General features: G+C 66.3%; 19 protein-coding genes. 6 read left to right on the plus strand and 13 right to left on the minus strand.

Going from position 1 to position 22,017, the window contains the following annotated elements; all coding sequences use genetic code 11:
* Positions 1-4: 4 nt before the first annotated feature.
* From ACFPOU_RS22415 to ACFPOU_RS22430, 4 genes are all read right to left on the minus strand, one after another.
* Positions 5-622 carry an exopolysaccharide biosynthesis protein gene (locus ACFPOU_RS22415; protein WP_379726838.1) on the minus strand — a complete coding sequence of 206 codons (618 nt, stop codon included), beginning with the start codon at positions 620-622 and terminating at the stop codon, positions 5-7.
* Positions 619-2,214, minus strand: coding sequence for a TerC family protein (locus ACFPOU_RS22420; RefSeq protein WP_379726841.1), 1,596 nt, complete (start codon positions 2,212-2,214; stop codon positions 619-621). The genes ACFPOU_RS22415 and ACFPOU_RS22420 overlap by 4 nt, the downstream gene beginning before the upstream one ends.
* 105 nt (positions 2,215-2,319) lie before the next feature.
* The gene (locus ACFPOU_RS22425; protein ID WP_379726844.1) at positions 2,320-2,652 is read right to left on the minus strand and encodes a hypothetical protein; all 333 of its coding nucleotides are present in this window, start codon (positions 2,650-2,652) and stop codon (positions 2,320-2,322) included.
* A 113-nt stretch (positions 2,653-2,765) separates the two neighbouring features.
* Entirely contained in the window at positions 2,766-3,692 is a 927-nt protein-coding gene (locus tag ACFPOU_RS22430) for a LysR family transcriptional regulator (protein ID WP_379726847.1), read from the minus strand.
* A gap of 95 nt (positions 3,693-3,787) precedes the next feature.
* On the opposite strand from ACFPOU_RS22430, the gene metE reads away from it, so the two are divergent.
* Positions 3,788-6,097 (plus strand): 5-methyltetrahydropteroyltriglutamate--homocysteine S-methyltransferase, encoded by a 2,310-nt coding sequence (gene metE / locus ACFPOU_RS22435; protein ID WP_379726850.1) that lies wholly within the window; start codon positions 3,788-3,790, stop codon positions 6,095-6,097.
* Between the two features lie 129 nt (positions 6,098-6,226).
* Positions 6,227-8,620, plus strand: coding sequence for a TonB-dependent receptor plug domain-containing protein (locus ACFPOU_RS22440; RefSeq protein ID WP_379726853.1), 2,394 nt, complete (start codon positions 6,227-6,229; stop codon positions 8,618-8,620).
* Positions 8,621-8,711: 91 nt separating this feature from the next.
* On the opposite strand, the gene ACFPOU_RS22445 is transcribed toward ACFPOU_RS22440, so the two are convergent.
* From ACFPOU_RS22445 to ACFPOU_RS22455, 3 genes are all read right to left on the minus strand, one after another.
* Positions 8,712-9,050: a hypothetical protein gene (locus tag ACFPOU_RS22445; RefSeq protein ID WP_379726856.1), complete on the minus strand. Its 339-nt coding sequence runs from the start codon at positions 9,048-9,050 to the stop codon at positions 8,712-8,714.
* 203 nt (positions 9,051-9,253) lie between these two features.
* Positions 9,254-10,732, minus strand: a complete 1,479-nt coding sequence (locus ACFPOU_RS22450) for an alanine/glycine:cation symporter family protein (protein WP_379726859.1) — start codon at positions 10,730-10,732, stop codon at positions 9,254-9,256.
* A gap of 49 nt (positions 10,733-10,781) precedes the next feature.
* On the minus strand, positions 10,782-10,913 hold the full coding sequence (locus ACFPOU_RS22455) for a hypothetical protein (RefSeq protein WP_379726862.1): 132 nt from the start codon (positions 10,911-10,913) through the stop codon (positions 10,782-10,784).
* 61 nt (positions 10,914-10,974) lie between these two features.
* On the opposite strand from ACFPOU_RS22455, the gene ACFPOU_RS22460 reads away from it, so the two are divergent.
* Complete coding sequence (locus ACFPOU_RS22460; protein WP_379726865.1) at positions 10,975-11,946, plus strand: Bug family tripartite tricarboxylate transporter substrate binding protein; 972 nt, start codon at positions 10,975-10,977, stop codon at positions 11,944-11,946.
* A gap of 104 nt (positions 11,947-12,050) precedes the next feature.
* On the opposite strand, the gene ACFPOU_RS22465 is transcribed toward ACFPOU_RS22460, so the two are convergent.
* From ACFPOU_RS22465 to ACFPOU_RS22480, 4 genes are all read right to left on the minus strand, one after another.
* A complete protein-coding gene (locus ACFPOU_RS22465; protein WP_379726868.1) occupies positions 12,051-13,379 on the minus strand; it encodes an ATP-binding protein in 1,329 nt (442 codons plus the stop codon).
* 8 nt (positions 13,380-13,387) lie between these two features.
* Complete coding sequence (locus tag ACFPOU_RS22470) at positions 13,388-14,050, minus strand: response regulator (RefSeq protein ID WP_379726961.1); 663 nt, start codon at positions 14,048-14,050, stop codon at positions 13,388-13,390.
* Positions 14,051-14,098: 48 nt separating this feature from the next.
* Entirely contained in the window at positions 14,099-15,619 is a 1,521-nt protein-coding gene (locus ACFPOU_RS22475; protein WP_379726871.1) for a Do family serine endopeptidase, read from the minus strand.
* A gap of 276 nt (positions 15,620-15,895) precedes the next feature.
* Entirely contained in the window at positions 15,896-16,360 is a 465-nt protein-coding gene (locus ACFPOU_RS22480) for an Hsp20 family protein (protein ID WP_379726874.1), read from the minus strand.
* A 213-nt stretch (positions 16,361-16,573) separates the two neighbouring features.
* On the opposite strand from ACFPOU_RS22480, the gene ACFPOU_RS22485 reads away from it, so the two are divergent.
* Both ACFPOU_RS22485 and ACFPOU_RS22490 read left to right on the plus strand, forming a co-directional pair.
* The gene (locus ACFPOU_RS22485; RefSeq protein WP_379726877.1) at positions 16,574-18,487 is read left to right on the plus strand and encodes a M61 family metallopeptidase; all 1,914 of its coding nucleotides are present in this window, start codon (positions 16,574-16,576) and stop codon (positions 18,485-18,487) included.
* 36 nt (positions 18,488-18,523) lie between these two features.
* Entirely contained in the window at positions 18,524-18,874 is a 351-nt protein-coding gene (locus ACFPOU_RS22490) for a hypothetical protein (RefSeq protein ID WP_379726880.1), read from the plus strand.
* Positions 18,875-18,915: 41 nt separating this feature from the next.
* Here ACFPOU_RS22490 and ACFPOU_RS22495 read toward each other — a convergent pair whose 3' ends face one another.
* Entirely contained in the window at positions 18,916-19,686 is a 771-nt protein-coding gene (locus tag ACFPOU_RS22495) for an alpha/beta hydrolase family protein (protein WP_379726883.1), read from the minus strand.
* Positions 19,687-20,310: 624 nt separating this feature from the next.
* Between ACFPOU_RS22495 and ACFPOU_RS22500 the strand changes: the two genes are divergently transcribed.
* Positions 20,311-20,820 carry a hypothetical protein gene (locus ACFPOU_RS22500; RefSeq protein WP_379726886.1) on the plus strand — a complete coding sequence of 170 codons (510 nt, stop codon included), beginning with the start codon at positions 20,311-20,313 and terminating at the stop codon, positions 20,818-20,820.
* On the opposite strand, the gene ACFPOU_RS22505 is transcribed toward ACFPOU_RS22500, so the two are convergent.
* Complete coding sequence (locus ACFPOU_RS22505; protein WP_379726889.1) at positions 20,779-21,804, minus strand: DNA polymerase Y subunit UmuC family protein; 1,026 nt, start codon at positions 21,802-21,804, stop codon at positions 20,779-20,781. The two genes, ACFPOU_RS22500 and ACFPOU_RS22505, sit on opposite strands and share 42 nt — an antisense overlap.
* Positions 21,805-22,017: the final 213 nt, after the last annotated feature.

A 22,017-nucleotide genomic window follows, 5' to 3' on the forward strand; every position in this document is an offset into this window, starting at 1 on the left:
TTTTTCATGAGAAAAACTTCACCACCACGAACAGCACCGCCTGCAGCGTGGCGAACAGCACCCCGGACACCAGCACCGCCGAGGCTGCCGCCGTCACCAGCCCGGCGATGATCCAGTAGCCATCGCGCTCGAGGATGCCGAGCGCCAGGATGCTGATCGCCAGGGCCGGCAGCATGTTCCCCAGCGGGATCGGCAGCAGCACGACGATTGCCAGGAGCAGGCAGACCAGGCCCACCAGGTACTCCATGGGCGGCAGCGCCAGCGCGCCGGCGCGCGGGCGCAGCATGCGCTCGGCGCGCTGCAGCCAGGGGCGGATGCGCGCGATCATCGCCTGGAAGTCGCCGCGCGCCATCGAACGCTTCGAGATGAAGCCGGGCAGCCAGGGCCGCTGGTTGAAGGCCAGCTGCGCCGCCAGCAGCACCAGCGGCGCGCCCAGGATCACCGAGGTGCCGGGCAGGGCCGGCAGCGCGTTCGGACAGGCGAACACGAACAGCAAGGCGCCGAGCGCCCGGTCGGCCAGGGCCGTGAGCAGGTCGCCGACCGAGATGCGCTCGCGCTCGCCGTCATCGGCAAGCTGCTGCAAGACCTCCGACAAGGCCGGTCCACCCGACAGTACTTTCATCCTTCTTCCTCCGTGTTGGCATGCGTGCTGCCTTCTTCGGCAGCGCTCTTCGCGATCCGGCGGATCGCCACCCTGGCGATGCGCCGCGCTTCGACCGCCAAAATTTCATAATGCAGGCCATCGACCTCGATGCTTTGTCCGACAGCCGGAAAGCCTTCGAAACGCGCCAGCAGAAAGCCGGCCAGCGAAGTGTAGTCGGCATCCGTGCCCACCAGGCTGTCGGTGCCCAGCACCTGTTCGAGCTGACGCAGGTCGGCCGTGCCGATGACTTCCCATTCGCCGGGCGCGCGCGCCTGGATCGCCAGCTGCTCGTCCTCGTCCGGAAACTCGCCGGCGATCGCCTCGAGAATGTCGACCGGGGTGAGCAGGCCTTGCACGATGCCGTATTCGTCGGTCACCAGGATCAGCTGTCCATGCGCGCGCTTGAGCGTGTCCATGGCGCGCAGCACGCCGGCCGTGTCGGGCAGGATGATCGGTGCGCGCATCTGGCTGCCCACGCCGCATTCGCTGATTCGCCGGCGCAGCAGCAGGTCGGCGATCAGGTCCTTGGTGCGGCCGATCCCCACGACATGGTCGATCTCGCCGCGGCATACCGGCACCAGGCCGTGCGGCGTTTCCTGCAACTGGCGCAGGATAACATCGGGCGCGTCATCGAGGTCGATCCATGACATTTCCGAGCGCGGCGTCATCACCGAGCGAATCGAGCGGTCGGCCAGCATCAACACACCGCTGACCATGTTGCGTTCCTCGACGGCGAAAGCCGTTTCCTCGGCGGCCTGGGGGTCGCGTGCCTCGCCGGCCGCGTCCCGGCTTGCGCGGCTGCCCATGAGGCGCAGTACGCGTTCGGCGGTGCGCTCGCGCAGCGGCACGCGCGCCTCGTGCGTGAGAAGGTTACGGCGCGCGAACTGGTTCAGCGCCTCAATCAGGATCGAAAAACCGATGGCCGCATACAGATAACCCTTCGGGATATGGAAGCCCAGGCCCTCCGCCACCAGCGACAGGCCGATCATCAGCAGGAAACTCAGGCACAGCACCACCACCGTCGGATGCGCGTTGACGAAGCGGGTGAGCGCCTTCGATGCCAGCAGCATGACACCGATCGAGATGACGACGGCCGCCATCATCACGCCCAGCTCGTCGACCATGCCCACCGCGGTGATGACGGCGTCAAGCGAGAACACGGCGTCGAGCACGACGATCTGGGCCACGACCACGCCGAAGGCGGCATAGGTTTTCGATCCGGCCTGCGCGTGCGTCGTGCCTTCCAGCCGTTCGTGCAGTTCGGTGGTGGCCTTGAAGAGCAGGAACAAGCCGCCGCCGAGCAGGATCAGGTCGCGTCCGGAAAAGCTCAACGATCCGATCGAAAACAGCGGCGCCGTGAGCGTCACCAGCCAGGAGACGATCGTCAGGAGGCCAAGGCGCATGAGCATCGCCAGTGACAGGCCGATCAGGCGCGCCTTGTCGCGCTGGTGCGGCGGCAGCTTGTCGGCCAGGATGGCGATGAAAATCAGGTTGTCGATGCCCAGGACGATTTCAAGGACGACAAGGGTGAGCAGACCCGCCCAGATTGCGGGGTCGAATAGCCATTCCATAGTTAAAACCTCGTGATGTGAGAACAATACCGTTCCCGCAGGCGTGCGCCAGCGCGAATCGAAGGACGGAGGGCGATCCCCGCCGGATGCAGGGCGGGACCGTGTTCAATGCACGGGAGGCGGTTTTATCGGGGGAACGGGCGCGAGACCGCGCCGGGATGGCGGAGGCGGAGGCCTGGGACCGCCGCGCAGCATGGCGCGCCGCGAGCGCCCTTCTTCGTTGACCGAATCGTGGGAATCGGCGCCCGCGGGCGGTTCGTCGGCATCGACGTCGCCCAGCGTCATGTCCCCCACAGTGCCGGCCGTGTCGGCGGCAGGCGCGAACCCCGGCGCGTGGCCGATGGCGCCGGTCTGCCGCTCGGCTGCGACAGACAGGGACAGCGCCAGCACATTCAGGGGAAATAGCAGGATCAGGAAGATGACGAATGCTCGTCGCATAGGGAGGTCGGTGGAAGGTACGCCCCGAGTATATCAGCTATCCCCGCGCGCAAAACGCACGCGAATCCTGGCCGATCGCCATCGGCATGCCCGCAGGCGGCGATCCGGCCCGATCAGAGCAGCCTGATTCCCGGCAGCGCCAGCAGGGACGTCTCGCGCATCACCTGCACGAAGTCGCCCAGGTAAGCCTTGCCCGCCAGCCGCCTCGGCACCACCGCGTACAGGCGCGCCATCAGGCCTTCGGGGCCGATGCGCTGGCGCGCCACGTAGCCGCGCTCGAGGTAGCCGTTCACGGCCCACAGCGGCAGCGCCGCGAAGCCGCGCCCGCTGGCCACCAGCTGCAGCATGCCCACCGTCAGTTCGGTGGTCCTGCGCGGGGGCTCGACGCCGGCCGGGCGCAGCACCTGGCGCACCAGGTCGAGCATGTCGTCCGGGACCGGATAGGTGATCAGCGCCTGGCCGGCGAAATCCTGCGCCACCAGGTGCGGCCTGGCCAGATACGGGTGACCCAGCGGCAGGATCGCCACCATCTCGAATTCGAACAACGGATGAAACACCATGTCCGTCTCCGTCTCGTCGAGTTCGGAGACGATCGCCAGTTCCGCGCGGTCCTGGTGCAGCAGGCCCACCGGATCGGCCTGGAAGCCCGAAACGATATCCTGCTCCACTTCCGGCCAGCGCGCGCGCAGCGCATCCATCGACGGCATCAGCCAGTCGAAGCAGGTATGGCATTCAACCGCGATGCGCAGCTTGCCGGCGCCGTCGCTGGCCATGCGCGCCAGGTCGCGTTCGGCCGCGCCGACCTGCGGCAGTACCTGCCGGGCCAGCGCGAGCAGGCGCTGGCCGGCCGCCGTAAACGCCACCGGCGCCGACTTGCGCTCGAACAGCACCGCCTCGTACTGGCGTTCGAGCGCCAGCACCTGGTGCGACAGCGCCGATTGCGTCACGTTCAGCAGTTGCGCGGCGCGCGAGATGGTGCCGGCCTCGTTCAAGGCCAGCAGGGTGCGCAGGTGGCGCAATTCGAGAATCGAGGTGCCCATTAGTTTTTTTCACGTGATCAGAAAAATTTGTCGTTTGAATTATGCACCAGCTCTGCCGATAATCGATACCATTCTTCATACAAAGATTGAAAATCATGATTAAAACTCATACGCTGGGATATCCCCGCATCGGCCTGCAACGCGAATTGAAGTTCGCCCTGGAGCGTCACTGGCGCGGCGAGATCGATGCCGGCGCGCTGGAAACGGTTGGCGCCGGCCTGCGCGCCCGCCACTGGGCCGAGCAGGCGGACGCCGGACTCGACTTCGTCACCGTCGGCGACTTCGCCTTCTACGACCATGTCGCGAATCACATCCAGCTGTTCGGCTGCGAGCCGGCGCGCTTCGGCTTCGGCGACGGCGACACGGCGCTGGCGCGCTATTTCACCCTCGCGCGCGGCGTGGCGCACGAGCATGCGCACGGCGTGTGCTGCGGCGCGGCCGCGGGCGGCGCGGCGGCGCTCGAGATGACCAAGTGGTTCGACACGAATTACCACTACCTGGTGCCGGAATTCGACGCGTCCACCCGTTTTACGCTGGCATCGAGCCGCCTGCTGGGCGAAGTGGCGCAGGCGCGAAGTCTCGGCCACCGGGTCAAGGTGGCCCTGATCGGACCGTTGAGCTTCCTCTGGCTGGGCAAGGAAAAGAGCGCCGACATCGACCGCCTCGACCTGCTCGAAGACTTGCTCACGCCTTACTGCGCGCTGCTGGCGCAATTGAAGCAAGCCGGCGCCGACTGGGTGCAGCTGGACGAACCGATCCTCGGCCTGGATTTGCCGGGCGCCTGGATCCTCGCCTTCGAGCGGGCCTATCGCACGCTCGGCACGGCGCCGCTGCCGCTGCTGCTGGCCACCTATTTTTCGCCGCTCGAGGAAAACCTGAGCATGGCCTGCAAGCTGCCGGTCGCCGGCCTGCATGTCGACGCGGTGCGCGCCGGACACGAGCTGCAATCGATCGCCGACTGGCTGCCCGGGACGAAGGTGCTCTCGGTCGGCATCGTCGACGGCCGCAACATCTGGCGCGCCGACCTCGACGCGGCGCTGGCGCGCCTGCAGCCGCTGGCCGCGCGCCGCCGCGGCGAACTCTGGCTGGCACCCTCCTGCTCGCTGCTGCACGTACCCCTGCGCCTGCGCGAGGACGCCGCCATCGATCCTGAACTGCGCGGCTGGCTGGCCGGCGCGCGCGAAAAGCTGGACGAACTGAAGGTGCTGCGCCGCGCGCTGGCCGACGGCGAAGGCAGCGTGTCCCTGGAACTGCGCGAAGCGCGCGCCGCGCTCGACGCGCGCCGTTCGAGCGAACGCGTACGGCGCCCGGCCGTGGCCGCGCGCGTGGCCGCGCTCGGTCCCGGCGCCGACCGCCGCGCCAGCCCGTATCCGGTGCGCGCAGCCGCGCAGCAGGCCCGCTTCAAGCTGCCGCCCTACCCGACCACGACCATCGGCTCGTTCCCGCAGACGGCGCAGATCCGCGCCGCGCGCGCCGCCTTCAAGCGTGGCGAACTGGCCGCAGCCGACTATGAAGCGGCGATGCGGCGCGAGATCGCGGCGGCGGTGCGCGAGCAGGAAGCGCTGGGCCTGGACGTGCTGGTGCACGGCGAGGCCGAGCGCAACGACATGGTCGAATACTTCGGCGAGCAGCTCGATGGCTTCGCCTTCAGCGCCGACGGTTGGGTGCAATCCTACGGCTCGCGCTGCGTCAAGCCGCCCGTGCTGTTCGGCGACGTGGCCCGTCCCGCCGCCATGACCGTGGCCTGGAGCACCCACGCCCAGAGCCTCACCGCACGGCCGATGAAGGGCATGCTGACCGGGCCGGTGACGATCCTGCAATGGTCCTTCGTGCGCGACGACCAGCCCCGCTCCACGACCGCCCTGCAGATCGCGCTGGCGATCCGCGACGAAGCAGTCGACCTGGAAGCGGCCGGCATCGGCATCATCCAGGTCGACGAGCCGGCGCTGCGCGAAGGCCTGCCCTTGCGACGCGCGGCCTGGCCGGCCTACCTCGATTGGGCCACCCGCGCCTTCCGGGTCGCCGCCAGCGGGGTGCGCGACGACACCCAGCTCCACACCCACATGTGCTATGCCGAGTTCAACGACATCCTGCCGCAGATCGCCGCGCTCGACGCCGACGTCATCACCATCGAGACCAGCCGCTCGGACATGGAACTGCTGCGCGGCTTCGGCGCCTATGCCTATCCGAACGCGATCGGGCCGGGCGTCTACGACATCCATTCGCCGCGCGTGCCATCGGCGCGCGACATCCTGCGGCTGATGCACAAGGCGGCGGACGTGATTCCGGCCCGGCAGCTGTGGGTGAATCCGGATTGCGGACTCAAGACGCGAGGGTGGGCGGAGACGCGCGTGGCGCTGGCGAATATGGTGGAGGCGGCGCGCCTGTTGCGCGCAGCGGCCTAGCCGGGCGCCGCCTGCCTCCACTCAGCCGCGTCCCGCCATTTCTCGGTGCAACTGTTGTGTTTGAGACACATTTACTGGTTGAGCTTGCCAAGATTGATTAGCATGCAATTTTAACCTTGGAGATGTTGCGTGTTCAAACAGAATCAATTGCGCCGTGCCGTGCTGCTGGCCTTGTACGGCAGCGCCGCCCTGGCCCTCGCCCCGTCGGCTTCGGCCCAGACCGCAAGCCCCGAGGCGGCGCAGGCCGGCGCGGTGCAGAGCGTGCACGTGGTCGGCACCCGCCGCACCGGCGCCGCCTCCTCCACCGACACCGCCGTCCCGGTCGACATCATCCCGATGACGCGCCTGGCCGAACAGGGCAGCCAGTTCGACCTGGCCCAGACCCTCACCAACATCTCGCCCTCGTTCAACTCGACGCGCCAGACCGGCGCCGACGGCGCCGACCTGATCGACTCGGCCGCCCTGCGCGGCCTCGGTTCGGACCAGACCCTGGTGCTGGTCAACGGCAAGCGCCGCCACACGACGGCCCTGGTCAACCTGTTCGGCGCGCGCAACCGCGGCAATACCGGCACCGACATGAATGCGATCCCGTTGCTGGCGATCCGCAACGTGCAGGTGCTGCGCGACGGCGCCGCCGCCCAGTACGGCTCGGACGCGATCGCCGGCGTGATGAACATCGAACTCAAGAAAAGCCTGGGCTGCGAAGCGGTCACCGGCTATGGCCAGTACAAGGAAGGCGACGGCGAGAACTACCTGGCCTCGGCCTACTGCGGCATCGCCGTGGCCGGCGGCACCTTCGGCGTGACCGGCGAATACCTGTTCCGCGACCGCTCGAACCGCGCCGAGGAAGGCAACCCGCGCATCATCGGCGACAGCCGCTCGGAAAACCAGACCGTGTATATCAATGGCGAGATCCCGCTCGCTACCGGCCGCCTGTACACGACGCTGGGCGTGCAGCGCCGCGACGCCTCGTCGGCGGCATTCGCGCGCGGCGGCCTCGGTTCCGACGACATCCCGTCGCGCAATTCGGCCGCGATGTACCCGGCCGGCTTCGTGCCCTTCATCGGCGCCGACGTCGACGACCGCTACGGCACCCTGGGCTACCGCCTGCCATTGGGCGAGTGGAACGCGGACTTCTCGCAGACCTACGGCTACAACCGCCTCGACTACCTGATCGCCAACACCCTGAACGCCTCGATCGCCAACCGCGACCTCGAGCGCGGCGGGCGCGGCATCAGCCCGACGTCCTTCGGCGCGGGCGGCTTCTCCTTCCGCCAGCTCACTTCCAACGCCGATTTCAGCCGCTTCTACGGCGGCGTGTTCCAGGGCCTGAACGCGGCCTTCGGCCTGGAATACCGCAAGGAGGACTACAAGATCTTCGCCGGCGAACCGGGCTCGTACATCGACGCCGACGGCGTGGGCGTGGGCGGCAATGCCGGCAGCCAGGGCTTCCCGGGCTTCCAGCCGGGCGACGCCACCAGCCGCGGGCGCCACAGCACGGCCGGCTACATCGACCTCGAAGCGGACATCACCGACCGCCTGAAGGTGCAGGGCGCGCTGCGCCACGAGCGCTTCTCGGACTTCGGCTCGACCACCGACGGCAAGCTCGCCGCCGCCTTCAGGCTCGACGGCGGCGTGCTGGTACGCGGTTCGGTCAGCACCGGCTTCCGCGCGCCGTCGCTGCAGCAGGTCTACTTCTCCTCGACCTTCACCGACTTCGTCAACGGCGAGCCGCTCGACGTGGTGCTGGCGCCGAACGGCGGCGCGGTAGCCAACGCCGCCGGCATCCCGGCGCTGAAGGAAGAAAAATCGAAGAGCGCCACCGTCGGCGCCACCTGGTCGCCGGCGCCGTCGACCTCGTTCACGGCCGACCTGTACCGCATCGACATCGACGACCGCATCGTCCTGTCGGGCCGCTTCGACGCCGAGAACTACCCCGCGCTGGGCGCGACGCTGCAGACGCTGGGCGTGGGACAGGCGCAGTTCTTCGTCAACTCGGTCGACACCCGGACCAAGGGCCTGGACATCACCGCCTCGCACCGCATGCCGCTGGCGGCCGGCCGCCTGAATACCTTCCTCGCGCTGAACTTCAGCAAGACCGAAGTGGCCGGCGTCCATGCGCCGGCGGCCCTGCGCGGCTTCGAGGACGTGCTGCTGTCCGAGCGCGAGCGCCTGTTCATCGAACAGGGCGGCCCGCGCCGCAAGGCCACGCTCGGCTTCGAGTACAGCCAGGGCAAGTTCGGCAGCGACTTGCGCATCATCCACTTCGGCCCGCAAACGCTCGGCACCTTCTCCGGTCCGCCGGTCCCGAACGCGCGCTACGAGCCGAAGACCTCGGCCGACCTGTCGTTCAGCTGGTCCTTCAGCGAACGCACCCGCCTGACCGTGGGCGGCACCAACATCTTCGACGTCACGCCGACGCCGCAGGATCCGAACGAGACCGACAACGGCTTCAAGTACGAGAGCGTGCAGTTCGGCCTGAACGGCGCGGCCTATTTCGCGCGCCTGTGGCACAAGTTCTGATGCCAGGCGCCGCAAGGCGCCCGACGAACATGGGTCGATAAACACGAAGGGGCACGCAAGTGCCCCTTTCCCTTTGTTCGTCGCACGCCGCTTATCGTCGTTCCCGACTGCGCAGGACCGTCCGCGCGAACCAGCGCGCATCGCCCTTGTTCATCCCGACCAGCGATTGCTCGCCATCCTGCGCGCGAAGGCGGATCACCGACTCCATGGCGGCAATCACGCAGGTATAGAGGCCACGCAAGGATTCGACGTCGTTCCGGCTCATGAATCCCATCAGGAACTGCTTCTGAATCGTCCTTGTGATCTTCCCCGGCTTGCCCACGAGGCAGTTGTAGCGGCTGACGAGCCGGACTCGCCGCGCGGCTTCATCCGGATCGTCTAACGCCGCCATGGCTGGCAGCGTTGCATGGTGCTCGAGGGGCGTGGTCATTGTTTTTCCGGGTTAGGCCAGCAACGGCTGGGGCGACAAGTCGGGCGCTGCGGTGCCTGTGGCGAACGCGCATGGCCCTTCAGATCTGAAGTTGCCTAAGATTAACTCCTATCGAGGGCCGACGGCTGCCTGAACGCGCGAAATACCTGGTCTTGTAGTAGGACAGGCAAGAAACAGTGGGCCGTTTGCAACGGTGGCGCCGTTTACCCGACCACTTTCTCGGCCTTGCCCGATGCCGTGCGGCGGTCCTCGATCACGCGCCGTTCCCAGTAATCGGCATTCTTGATGCCCAGCGCCACCGGATCGAATTGCGGATCCTTGCCCAGCGCCTTCTGCGCCTCGTAGTCGCGCAGGCATGTGAAGGCCACGTTGCGCAGCAGGAGGATGGCGACCAGGTTCAGCCAGGCCATCAGGCCCACGCCGATGTCGCCCAGCGCCCAGGCCAGGTCGGCCGTCTTGACGGTGCCGTACACGGTGGCGGCGATGATCGCGGCCTTGAGCAGGAGCTTGAGCCATGGATACCTGGCATGGCGATCGATGTAGGAGATATTGGTCTCGGCGATGTAGTAGTAGGCCACGATGGTCGTGAAGGCGAAGAACAGCAGGGCGACGGCGACGAAGATCGCGCCGAAGCCCGGCATCACGTTTTCGAGCGCCGTCTGCACGTAGCCGGGGCCGCTGGCCACGCCCTGCACGCCGGTAAACATGGCCTTGCCGTCCGGTCCCTCGACGTTGTACTGCCCGGTGATGAGCAGCATGAAGGCGGTGGCCGAGCACACGAACAGGGTGTCGATGTAGACCGAGAAGCCCTGTACCAGGCCCTGCTTGGCAGGATGGCTGACCTCGGCCGCGCTCGACGCGTGCGGGCCCGTGCCCTGCCCGGCTTCGTTCGAATACACGCCGCGCTTGACGCCCCACTGGATCGCGAGACCCAGGATCGCGCCGAAACCGGCATCCATGCCGAAGGCCGAACGGAAGATCAGGGCCATGACTTCCGGCAGGCGCTCGAGGTTCATCAGGATGATGGCCAGGGCCACCAGGATGTAGCCGAGCGCCATGAAAGGCACCACGACTTCGGCAAAGGTGGCGATGCGCTTGACGCCGCCGAAGATGATGAAGGCCAGCACGATGGCGAGGCCGGCGGCGGTGACGGTGCGGTCCAGGCCCACGGCCGTCTGCAAGCCCTCGGCGATGGAATTGGCCTGCACGCCCGGCAGCAGCAGGCCGGTGGCGAAGACGGTGGCGAAGGCGAAGGTCAGCGCATACCATTTCATGCCCAGCCCCTTCTCGATGTAGAAGGCCGGGCCGCCACGGTATTGCTTGTCGATCTGTTCCTTGTAGACCTGGCCCAGCGTGGACTCGACAAAGGCCGAGCTGGCGCCGAGGAAGGCCACCGCCCACATCCAGAACACCGCACCCGGGCCGCCGAAGGTAATCGCCGTGGCGACGCCGGCGATATTGCCGGTGCCGACGCGGCCGGCGAGCGTCATGGACAGCGCCTGGAACGAGGACACGCCCTGTTCCGAGCTTTTCCCTTCGAACATCAGGCGGATCATTTCGCGCGCGTGGCGCACCTGCAGGAAGCGCGAGCGGATCGAGAAATACAAGCCCACGCCCAGGCACAGGGCGATCAGGGCCGGACTCCAGATAATGCTGTTGATGGTGCTGACCAAATTGTTCATCTACATCTTCCGTGAATAGCCGCAGCGGCATGGCTGTCGGTCTGGTTATTCAACTGTCGCCGGATAAATTACCTGACAGGAAAAACAGGAACGATACCCGAAGCCTGGCCGGATGAGCAACGCTTTCCGGCGACGCCTTGCCGAAGCGGCCCGGATCGACGCTCTGCCGGGTGTACTGCACACATATTCCTTCGTGTAAAATCCCCGTCGTCAGATGGACAACCAACCAAAGGATGCCGGATATGAAGTTATTTTCCAAATCGCTCGCCCTCGCCTTCGCAGCCTCGGTCGTTTCGCTGGGCGCCGTCGCCCAGGACTGGCCCGACAAGACGGTCAACGTCGTCGTGCCATGGCCGCCGGGCGGTCCGTCCGATATCGCGGCGCGTCCATGGGCCAAGAGCCTGACCGAGTCGCTCGGCAAGACCTTCGTCATCGATAACCGCGCCGGCGGCGGCGGCAACATCGGCACCGCGGCGGTCGTGCGCGCCCAGCCGGACGGCTATACCCTGCTCATCACCTCGAGCGCGCCGATCGTCATCAATCCGAGCGTCTACAAGGGCATGAGCTTCGATCCGCTGAAGGACCTGGCGCCGATCAGCAACCTGCTGCGCGTGCCGCTGGTGCTGGTGGCCAATCCGAACCTGCCGGCGAAGAATTTGAAAGAACTCATTGCCCACATCCAGTCGAAGAAGGGGTCGTTCTCGTTCGCGTCGTCGGGCAACGGCACGCCGCAGCACCTGACCGCCGAACTGTTCAACAGCGTCCAGAAACTCGAGATGGTCCACGTGCCCTACAAGGGCTCGGCGCCGGCGATCTCGGACCTGCTGGGCGGCCACATCCCGATCATGTTCGACAGCACCATCGCGATCATGCCGCACATTAAGAGCGGCAAGGTGCGTCCGATCGCCATCTCGGGCAACAAGCGCTCGCCGCTGCTGCCGGACGTACCGACCTTCGCCGAAGCCGGCATTCCGCAGATCGAGTCCTACGCCTGGTACGGCCTGTTCGCGCCGGCCAAGACGCCGAAGGCCGTCATCGACAAGATCAACGGCGAGACCATCAAGTTCATGAAGTCGCCCGAATTCGCCAAGATCCGCGCCGAAACCGGTTCGGAACTGCTGGCCGACACGCCGGAAAACTTCACCAAGTTCGTCCACGCCGAAGCGGCCAAGTGGTCGAAGGTGGCGAAGGACAGCGGCGCGACGGTGGATTGAGTTGCGTCGACGGCGCCCCCTGCGGTGCGCCCCGGACGAAACAGGGACCGGCTATTGCGGTCCCTTTTTTCATGCCCTGGCGCGCCCTGCCGCCGAACACGCGGCTACGCCGCTTTCGACAATGGAAAACTCACCTTCGCCGCCAGCCCGCCCAGGCGCCCGGATTTGTCCAGCGCAAGCGTGGCCCCATGCCGCTCGGCGATGGCCTTGATGATCGCCAGCCCCAGGCCGCTGCCGGCGGCGTCGCTGCCGGCGACGCGATAGAAACGGTCGAAGACGCGCTCGCGTTCCTCGGGCGCGATGCCGGGGCCGCTGTCCTCGACGATGACATCGACCGTCGCCTTGCCGGCGCGCACCGCGATGTCGACCATGCCGCCATGGGGCGTGTACTTCACCGCGTTCTCGACCAGGTTGCGCAGCAGGATGTGCAGCGCGTCGGGCTGGCCGTCGACCGACGCCGGATCGGCATGCTGCAGGCCGAGGTCGACCTCCTTGGCCTGGGCCAGGCCGACCAGGTCGCCCACCGTCCGGCGCGCCAGTTCGGCCAGGTCGACCGGGCGCGTGGCGACGCCGTTCGCGGCCGACGCTTCCTGGCGCGCCAGCACCAGCAGCTGCTCGACCAGGCGCGTGGCGCGGTCGATGCCCGCGGTAAGGCGGCCGACGGCCACCTTGCGCGCTTCCGGGTCGGCGGCGCGGTCCAGGCTTTGCGCCTGCAGGCGCAGCGCCGCCAGCGGCGTGCGCAATTCATGGGCGGCGTCGGCGACGAAATTCTGCTGGGCGTCGAAGGCCGTGCGCACGCGGCCGAACAGCAGGTTCAGTTCGTGCACCAGCGGGCGCACTTCATCGGGCAGGCCGGCTTCGGACACCGGCGACAGGTCGTCGGCCTGGCGCCGCGCCACCTGCGAGCGCACCCGCGCCACGGGTTCGAGCGAGCCGCTCACCACCCACCACACGACCAGCATCAGGATCGGCATCATGACCGCGATCGGCCCGAGCGTGCGCAAGGCCAGGTTGCCGGCCATGTTGCGGCGCACGGCCAGGTCCTGCGCGACCTGAACGGTCTGGTTGTTGGTCTGGATCGAGAACACGCGGTAGGTCGTGCCGTTGGCCTTCATGTTGGAAAAGCCGAGCACCGCGCGCTGCGGCAGGCGCGCGCGAGAGACGCTGTGGAAGACCTGGACGCCGTCCGGTGACCACATCTGCACCACCAGGTCGTCGTTGCCGGGCGCCGCCTCGAGCCGCTCGGTGGCCTCGGTGTTCGACAGCGGCGTGCTCGAACGCAGCGACAGCGCCATCTGCTGCATGTGGTAGTCGAAGATCTGGTCGGCGTCGTCGAGCGCGGTGCGGTAGGCGATCGAGGCCTGGGCCAGCGCCGCCAGGGTGATCGCCGCCAGCAGGAACCACAGCAATCGCCCGCGCAGCGAATGCGTCATCGTCACCTTCATGCTTTCGGGACCATGTAGCCGACGCCGCGCACGTTTTGAATGAGGTCGCTACCGAGTTTCTTGCGCAGGCCGTGGATATACACTTCGACGGCGTTGCTGGAGACTTCGTCGCGCCAGCTGTAGAGCTTTTCCTCGAGCTGGGCGCGCGAGAGCACGGCGCCGGGCCGGGCGACAAGCGCTTCCAGTACGGCCCATTCGCGCGCCGACAGCGAGACCGGCTCGCCGCCGACCAGGGTTTCGCGGGTGGCGGGGTTGATCGAGATGTTCTTGTATTCGAAAATCGGTTCGGCGCGCCCGGCGGCACGCCGCAGGAGCGCGCGGATGCGCGCCAGCAGTTCGTCGAGGTCGTAGGGTTTGAGGACGTAGTCGTCGGCGCCGGCATCGAGGCCGGCGATGCGCTGGGCGACCGAGTCGCGCGCGGTGGCGACCAGCACCGGCGTGCGGTCCTTGCGGTTGCGCATCGAGCGCAGCACGTCGAGGCCGTCTTTCCTCGGCAGGCCGAGGTCGAGCAGCACCAGGTCGTAGTTCTGGTTCTGCACCAGGGCGGTGTCGGCCATTTCGCCGTCCTTCACCCAATCGACGGCGTAGTGCTCGGCCCGCAGCAGGTCGAGCACCACTTCGCCGATCATCGTATCGTCTTCCACCAGCAGCAGCCGCATCATGTACCTCGATTCGTGTGATCCGGCCGCGCTGGCGAGAAAACCCCGTTAGCCAATCCGCACCGGAATGAAGATTCTGTCATTCCCGCGCTGGATCAGCAAGGCCACCGATTTCGTGGACTTGCCGACCATGTCGCGCACCTGCTCGACCGTGGACACGGCCTTGCCGTTCACCGACAGCAGCACGTCGCCTGGCATCACGCCGGCGGCGATGGCCTGGCTGCCCGCATCCTCGATCACGAGGCCCGAGGCGATGCCGCTCAGGCGCCGTTCGTTCGGATCGAGCGGACGCAGGGCCAGGCCCAGCTTTGCGCCCTTGTCGACGCCGGCGAGCTGCTCGCGTGCCAGCGGCTCGGCCTTGTCGCTGGCATTGGCCAGGGTCGCATTAATGCGCACGATCTTGCCGTCGCGCCAGACGTCGAGCGCGACCTTGTCGCCCGGTTTCGAAACCGCCAGCATGCCGGGCAAATCGCCCGAACCGATGATCGGCTGTTCGTTCACCTTGCGCACCACGTCGCCCGATTTCAGGCCGGCGCGTTCGGCGGCGCTGCCGCGTTCGACGTTGGCGATCAGCGCGCCTTCGGGCGAGGCCAGGTTGAACGAATCGGCGAAGCCCTGGTTCACGTCCTGGATCGAAACGCCGAGCTTGGCATGCTGCACCTTGCCGGTGGTGACGATCTGGTCCTTGATGCGCACCGCGACATCCATCGGGATCGCGAACGACATGCCCATGTAGCCGCCGGTCTGGCTGTAGATCTGCGAGTTGATGCCGACCACCTCGCCGCGCGTATTGAACAGCGGTCCGCCCGAGTTGCCCGGGTTGATGGCGACGTCGGTCTGGATGAAGGGCACGTTGGCGTCGCTCGGCAGCGAGCGGCCGGTGGCGCTGACCACGCCGGCCGTCACGGTCGACTCCAGGCCGAAGGGCGAACCGATCGCCAGCACCCATTCGCCGACCTGCAGGTTGCGCGAGTTACCGATCGGGACCACCGGCAGGTTCTTGGCATCGATCTTCAGGACCGCCACGTCGGTCTTCGGGTCGGAGCCGAGCACCTTGGCGCGGTATTCGCGCCGGTCCTGCAGCTTGACCGTGACTTCGTCGGCGCCCTTGACTACGTGCGCGTTTGTCAGGATGACGCCGTCCGGGCTTACGATGAAGCCCGATCCGGCGCCGAAAACGGGAGCGTCGTTCTGCGGACCGCGGTACTGCGGACCCTGGAAGCGACGGAAGAATTCATAGAAGGGATCGTTCGGATCCATCTGCGGAGCGCCGCGCGCGCTGGTCTTGGTGCTGCCGACGACGCGGATGTTGACCACCGCCTTGCCGTTCTGGGCGGCGATGCGGGTGAAGTCGGGCAGCGTGACCGTCGCGGCGGGCGCACCGGCAGCCACCGGCGGAGCCTGGACCAGCGCGGGCGCGGGCGCCACGGCAGCCGGTGCGCTCTGGGCGGTGGCGTTGTTATGGTTGACGGTAATCGCGCCGACCGCGCCGCCAATAACGCCCGCCGCGCACAGCGCCAGCGTGAGACGTTTTGCGGTGATGGCGGTAACTGCACCTTCGTTTTGCATGGACGTGCTCCTGGATTAGAGAGGTTGGTCGATCACGGGTATCGATGCTGGTTAGTGTGGCTGACGCAGCTTAGATGGTGCTTAAAACTCATCCTTGCCTTTCCGCTCGCGCTTGCGGACAAAGCTGTCCCTGCCGCAGGCGTAAAAAAGGGCACCCTGGCCGGGCGCCCTTTCTTCGCTGGCGAGTCAGGCATGCCGCAAGCCTGACGGGACATCGATCATCCTGGCCTGCATCGCAGGCGAACCTGCGATGCAGGCCGGCATACCGAGCTTGCGTCAGGCAGCCTGGCGCTGTTCGAGCTGCTGCACGTTGTCGAGCGTGCCGTTGGCGTCGCCGATCTGGATCTTGCGCGGCTTGAGTGCCTCGGGCACTTCGCGCACCAGGTCGATGGTCAGCATGCCGTTGTCGAACGACGCGGTGGTGACCTTCACGTGGTTCGCCAGCTGGAAGCGCTGCTCGAAATCGCGGGCGGCGATACCGCGGTGCAGGTAGGTGCGCTCGGTAGCGTCCTTCTGCTTGCGGCCGGTCACGTGCAGGGTGTCGCGCTCGGCGACGATTTCCACTTCATCGCGGGTGAAGCCGGCAAGGGCCATCACGATGCGGTATTTGTCTTCCGCGAGCAGCTCGACGTTGTACGGCGGGTAGCTCGGCTGCGATTCGGCGCGTTGCTCGAGCAGGCTGGCCAGGCGGTCGAAGCCGATGGCGGAACGGTACAGGGGAGCGAGGTCAAAAGTACGCATGATAAATATCCTTGTAAAGTTAAGCGATAAGTTGACGGACCTCATCGTGAGCATCCGTTGGGACCAATCTAATGCCACCCCATCCACTTTTCAATGCATACGAAATACGGATTTTTAATATTTTTTGCAAATTTTATTTGCATCCAGCGCGCCGGAAATCGTTGCCGATGCTGCATGCTACACTCGTCCGGTTTTGTTCCCCACATTGCCACGATGACCGCTCACGCTCCCTTCCGTTTCGCCGCCAGGACCGCTTCCGGCCTCGCCCTGGCCCTGGCGCTCGCCTTCCCGCTCCGGGCCGCCGTACCGGCCCCGGCCGACCGCCCCTACCCCGGCACGATCGTGCTGAAGGTCGATGCGACCAACCTCGCGCAGCAGATTTTCCGCATGCGGATGACGGTGCCGGTGAGCCCGGGCCCGATGACTTTCCTGTACCCGCAATGGCTGCCGGCGAACCACGGCCCGAGCGGCCCCCTGACCCAGCTGGCGGGCCTGAAGTTCACGGCCGGCGGCAAGCCGGTCGCGTGGACGCGCGACCCGGTCGACGTCTTCGCCTTCCACGTGACGGTGCCTGACGGCGTGACGACGCTGGAAGTGCAATACCAGTTCCTGTCGCCGCTCGACCCGGCCCAGGGCCGGGTCGTCATGACCGACGATATCCTCGGCCTGCAATGGCCGTCGGTGACGCTGTATCCGGCCGGTTACGTCGCGCGCCGCATCACGGTGCAGCCTTCGCTGACCCTGCCCGCCGGCTGGCAGTACGGCACCGCGCTGGAAACGGCGCAGCGCACGGGCGACGAAGTCCAGTTCAAGGCGCACGACCTGGAAACGCTGATCGACTCGCCCCTGTTCGCGGGCCGCCATTTCAGGAAGTTCGACCTCGATCCGGGCGCCAGGGTGCGCGTGTCGCTGAACGTCGTGGCCGACAATGCCGACAGCCTGGAAGCGAAACCCGAGCAGATCGCCGCCCACCGCGCGATGGTGCAACAATCCCTGAAACTCTTCGGTTCGCACCACTACGAGCACTACGACTTCCTGCTGGCCCTCTCCGACGAATTCGGCGGCATCGGCCGCGAACACCACCAGTCGAGCGAGAACGGCGTCAAACCCGGCTACTTCACCGACTGGGCGCGCGGCGAAGCCGGACGCGACCTGCTGCCGCACGAGTATGCCCACTCGTGGAACGGCAAGTTCCGCCGCCCTGCCGGCCAGGACGTCCCGAACTTCAACACGCCGCTGCAGAACGACCTGCTGTGGGTCTACGAGGGCCAGACCCAGTACTGGGGCAGCGTACTGGGCGCGCGTTCAGGGCTGCTCTCGCAGGCGGGCGCGCGCGACGCGCTGGCCAGCACCGCCGCCCGCTACGACAACGTGACAGGGCGCAGCTGGCGCGCCGTGCAGGACACGGTCAACGACCCGATCGTGGCCGGCCGCCGCCCCCTGGCGTGGAGCAGCTACCAGCGCAGCGAGGACTACTATGCGGAGGGGGCGCTGATCTGGCTCGACGTCGACACCAGGATCCGCGAACTGTCGGGCGACAAGCGCTCGCTCGACGATTTCGCACGCGCCTTCTACGGCATCGGGAACGGCAGCATGCGCCCCGTCTTCTACACCTTCGACGACGTTGTCGCGACGTTGGCCAAGGTACAGAAATTCGACTGGGCGCCCTTCCTGCGCGCGCGCCTGGACGGCAACGGCCCGGGCGCCCCGCTCGACGGCCTGGCGCGCGCCGGCTGGAAGCTGGTCTACACCGAAACCCCGACCGACTACATCAGGAACGCCGAGGAGCGCAGCAAGGTGGCCGACTTCAGCTATTCGCTGGGCTTCGCGGTGCGCGCCGACGGCGGCGTGAGCAACGTGCGGTGGGATGGCCCGGCTTTCCGCGCCGGCCTGGCGGGCAATACGACGATCGTCGCGGTCAACAACAAGGTGTTCAAGCCGGAAGTGCTGAAGGCCGCCGTCAAGGCGTCGAAGGACGGCAAGGCGCCTATCGAGCTGCTGGTCAGGAAGGGGAACAACCTGCGCACGATCGCGCTCGACTACCACGGCGGCTTGCGCTATCCGCGCCTGGAGCGCATTCCCGGCACGCCGGACCGGCTGGCGGCGATCTACAGGGCGCTCAAGTAGGAATCGCCGGATGCGGGTCGATGGTATGCTTCGGCCATGACTACCGATACCGACATTGAACTGTCCGGCCCGTTCAAGGCCGTTGATGGCACCGGCCGTTCCCACGACGTCAAGGCGATCCGCATTTTCGACGAGGGCTACGGGATTATCGACGTGTACGTGGATTTCGCCTCGCAGCTCGATGCCGGCCTGTACAAGGACAGCGTCCTCGTCGGGCAGATCATCGAGCGGCTGCGCGCGCTCGGCTACCGGGGACCCGACTTCGCGCACAGCGACCCGGGCCTGCAGGACCGCAAGCTGATCGTGCTCGAGGCGCCGGAGGAGTTCGCGCCGTTTGCCAAGAGCCGCGGGTGGAAGAATCTGGCGGAAGAATTCGACGAGGAATAGCCGCGTTTTTCCGTAGGCGTGATCGAAGCCCATGGCCTCGATCACGCCTGCGCGGCGTCGATATACCGCCCGCTCCACGCCGCGATCATCGCCGCCAGCTGCGCCGCGTCTTCCCTGCCCGTCACCAGGTGATCGACCCCGTCGAGCGACACGAAGCTCTTCGGATACGCCGCCAACGCGAAAATCCGCAGCGCGTTCGCGATGTCCACCGTATCGTCATCCGGCGCATGCATCACCAGCAGCGCGCGCCCCAGCTGCGCGATCTGGCCGGCCAGGCGATGCCCGGTCGCGTCCTCGACGAACTGCTGGCGGATATTGAAATCGCGTCCCGCCAGCCTTACCCGCGCCTCGCCCGCCTGGGCAAGCGTGGCGAGATGCTCCGACAGCAAGGCATCCACGACATACCGCGGGTCGCTCGGCGAGGCGATCGTCGCCACCGCCCTCGATTCCGGAATCCGGTGCGCCGCGGCCAGCACGGCCGTGCCGCCCAGGCTGTGCCCGACCAGCAAGCGCGGCGCCGCGAACTTCTCGCGCAGGAAGTCGGCGGCGGCCACCAGCTCGTCCACATTCGACGAAAAATTGGTGTCGCCAAAATTGCCGGCGCTGGCGCCCAGTCCCCCGAAATCGAAGCGCAGCATGCCGATGCCATGCCCCGCCAATCCTTGCGAGATGCGGTTCGCCGCCAGCACGTCCTTGCTGCAGGTGAAGCAGTGGGCGAAGACGCCATAGGCGCGCGGCAAGCCATCGGGCAGATCCAGCTTGGCGGCCAGCTTGCCGTGCGGCCCCTGGAACTCGACGCGTTCGGTGAGCATGCGGCCTCCTGTTCGATGAAGGCGCTACTGTGCACCGGATCGGGCCTGTGCGCAAGCAAGCCACGTTCCCGGCCTGGCCATCCGGGCTGCGCAAGCGATGCGCGGATTTCGCCGCACTGTGCCGCCAGGTGCAGGCGGCCCGGGCTTTCGCCGCGCGCGTGTCGGTCCGGAACAGCAGTGGTAAAGGACGCATAAAGCGATCGATTGCTGAATTAGATCGTTGCCAGAAGAATAAAGACCTTGCTTGCCGTTGAGTTAACGTCGTCGTACACTGTCCGCTTGCCGACTTCCGTTATCGGCTTATTGTATTGAAAAAGTCGACTAATAAAAATTTTTCTAAAAAAAATGTCTTCCTTTTCCACGTCGATTAAATAGCGGCGGTTCTGTGCAGTCGAGTCTCGAAAGCTTGTATTCGAGATCGACGCAGCCGGTTTTTTTTAACACAACGGCCGCAAAAATATGATAAAAGACCAACCGCCCGTTGGCATGTGGAATGCTCCCCTTCTCGGTCGAAAAAGAATTCCCGCCATCGTAGGTGTATTTATCTCGGTGTTAGTCCATGGCGCCGTCTGGTTCGCACTACAACCGCTGCGGGGGGATAGGTCTGTACGCCATGAGCGTGCCGTGGATCTCCCGTTTCCTGTCATGGTTTATTTACCGCCGGCCCCTGGCCAGTCGCGGCAAGTGCCGGCAGTCGCGTCCACCAGACAAAAAAAGCCAGTGTCGGCATCGACGCGTCTGCCTCAACGAGAACGAAAGCGTATTTACCCGCATTCTGAAACCGACGTGCAGATCACGCACAGTACGACGCGTGAGGCGGATATTCCTGCGGCGATGGATACATTGCAGGTGGAAACCTCGACCGAGACACCGGTACGGTTCGATGCCGATACACTCAAGGCACTTGTGAAACAAGATCTGGAACGACAGGGCACGCGATCGGGACACGCCGCCGGAAAACAGGAACCTGGTGGTTTGGCTGCCGATGTCCGGCAAGACGTGATGGAACGCGCACGGCGTCCGAAGTGCGGCAACGATTACAAGCCAAAGGTCGGATCGGTTGAGTTTAGCGGTTTGATGAAACTGCCGTTTCTATTGCGGGGAGGGCTTGCTGATGAAGGTTGCAAGTGGTGAAGATTGCGCTATACCTCTTGCAGTGAACGCACATTGACGGCCAGCCGGCAACAGATTAGCGAAGCCGAACGGATGGAAACGGCCGGTGGCGAATACATCAGCTTCCTTGGAAAATGCGAAGCGCCCTGGATTTGCCATCCGCAGGGGTGAGCCATAAAACGGCCGGTGATTGCGCATCAGGAGCGCGATCGGCTTGGCCAGGATCCAGGTCGGGCGCGGCAGGCTTTGCACGTCCGCCGGCAATTGCGCGCAACGCACCGATTCGCGCACTTTCTGCTGCACCGGCACCCAGGTGTTGGCGACCTCGGGGCGGTAGTCGGCCTGGGGCAGCGCCCGCAGCACGTTGTCCGGCCCCAGGCGCGCCACCAGCAGTTCCAGCATGCGCATCCGGTCGTCCTCGCTGCCGCCCGGCTCGGGAAACAGCGACCCGGTCGGCGCCACCATCGGCTGCAACTGCGGGGCGTCCAGCGCCAGGCCGATCACGGGGGCTTCCAGCACCACCTGCGCCAGGCGCTCCTTCAGCAGGCGCACCAGGTGGGCGTTGCGCCAGGTCGGTTCGCCCAGCGCGATCTCGACGGCGGTGGGTGGGCGCGCCACCCTGCCGCGCTCGTGTTCGAGCAGCAGCGTGATGCGTTCGACGGCCAGCTGGTGCGCGCACAGCCAGCCGGTCAGCTGCTGCACCAGGCGCTCGGCGCCTTGCAGGCATTGTTCGGCGTTGTCGATGCGCTCGAACAGTTCGATCTTCGCGTGAAAGACGGTGGGCGCCTCGATCCATTCGAACAGTTCAGGCGCCATGCCGTAGGCGGCGTCGAGCAGGTCGAGCAGTGCGCGGCCGCAGCGGCGCTGCAGGCCGGGGCGCGGCAGGCGGCGCATGGCGCCGATGTCGAAGCAGCCGATGCCTTCGAACCGGGCGACATAGGGGCGCGCAGTGGGCGCGCAGCTGAGGCAGCCTGAAAAGCCGAGCGCGCGCAGGCTGGCGCGCACGCGGGCGCACTGGGCACGGATGCCGCCGCACAGGCGCAGGCTGGCGCCGATGTCGATCAGCAGGGTCGATTCCTTCTGCCGCGACGAAACGGTGTCGACGGCCAGCTTTCACATTTGGCGGGCAGAGCTGGCCGCCGCCGGCTAGCATGTTATATAGGTTGCACCTCCGAAACCTAGATCCACGAAATGCATTTTTTGGGTGGATTACCACTT

The sequence above is a fragment of the Massilia jejuensis genome, assembly GCF_042656795.1.
Classification (GTDB): Bacteria; Pseudomonadota; Gammaproteobacteria; order Burkholderiales; family Burkholderiaceae_D; genus Telluria; species Telluria jejuensis.

Excerpts from the sequence above, each read along its gene's own strand:
- ACFPOU_RS22465 (WP_379726868.1), bottom strand. The coding sequence starts at position 13,379 with ATGACGCATTCGCTGCGCGGGCGATTGCTGTGGTTCCTGCTGGCGGCG.
- metE (WP_379726850.1), top strand. The coding sequence starts at position 3,788 with ATGATTAAAACTCATACGCTGGGATATCCCCGCATCGGCCTGCAACGC.
- ACFPOU_RS22470 (WP_379726961.1), bottom strand. The coding sequence starts at position 14,050 with ATGCGGCTGCTGCTGGTGGAAGACGATACGATGATCGGCGAAGTGGTG.
- ACFPOU_RS22460 (WP_379726865.1), top strand. The coding sequence starts at position 10,975 with ATGAAGTTATTTTCCAAATCGCTCGCCCTCGCCTTCGCAGCCTCGGTC.
- ACFPOU_RS22475 (WP_379726871.1), bottom strand. The coding sequence starts at position 15,619 with ATGCAAAACGAAGGTGCAGTTACCGCCATCACCGCAAAACGTCTCACG.
- ACFPOU_RS22450 (WP_379726859.1), bottom strand. The coding sequence starts at position 10,732 with ATGAACAATTTGGTCAGCACCATCAACAGCATTATCTGGAGTCCGGCC.
- ACFPOU_RS22420 (WP_379726841.1), bottom strand. The coding sequence starts at position 2,214 with ATGGAATGGCTATTCGACCCCGCAATCTGGGCGGGTCTGCTCACCCTT.
- ACFPOU_RS22445 (WP_379726856.1), bottom strand. The coding sequence starts at position 9,050 with ATGACCACGCCCCTCGAGCACCATGCAACGCTGCCAGCCATGGCGGCG.
- ACFPOU_RS22425 (WP_379726844.1), bottom strand. The coding sequence starts at position 2,652 with ATGCGACGAGCATTCGTCATCTTCCTGATCCTGCTATTTCCCCTGAAT.
- ACFPOU_RS22495 (WP_379726883.1), bottom strand. The coding sequence starts at position 19,686 with ATGCTCACCGAACGCGTCGAGTTCCAGGGGCCGCACGGCAAGCTGGCC.
- ACFPOU_RS22485 (WP_379726877.1), top strand. The coding sequence starts at position 16,574 with ATGACCGCTCACGCTCCCTTCCGTTTCGCCGCCAGGACCGCTTCCGGC.
- ACFPOU_RS22415 (WP_379726838.1), bottom strand. The coding sequence starts at position 622 with ATGAAAGTACTGTCGGGTGGACCGGCCTTGTCGGAGGTCTTGCAGCAG.
- ACFPOU_RS22430 (WP_379726847.1), bottom strand. The coding sequence starts at position 3,692 with ATGGGCACCTCGATTCTCGAATTGCGCCACCTGCGCACCCTGCTGGCC.
- ACFPOU_RS22490 (WP_379726880.1), top strand. The coding sequence starts at position 18,524 with ATGACTACCGATACCGACATTGAACTGTCCGGCCCGTTCAAGGCCGTT.
- ACFPOU_RS22480 (WP_379726874.1), bottom strand. The coding sequence starts at position 16,360 with ATGCGTACTTTTGACCTCGCTCCCCTGTACCGTTCCGCCATCGGCTTC.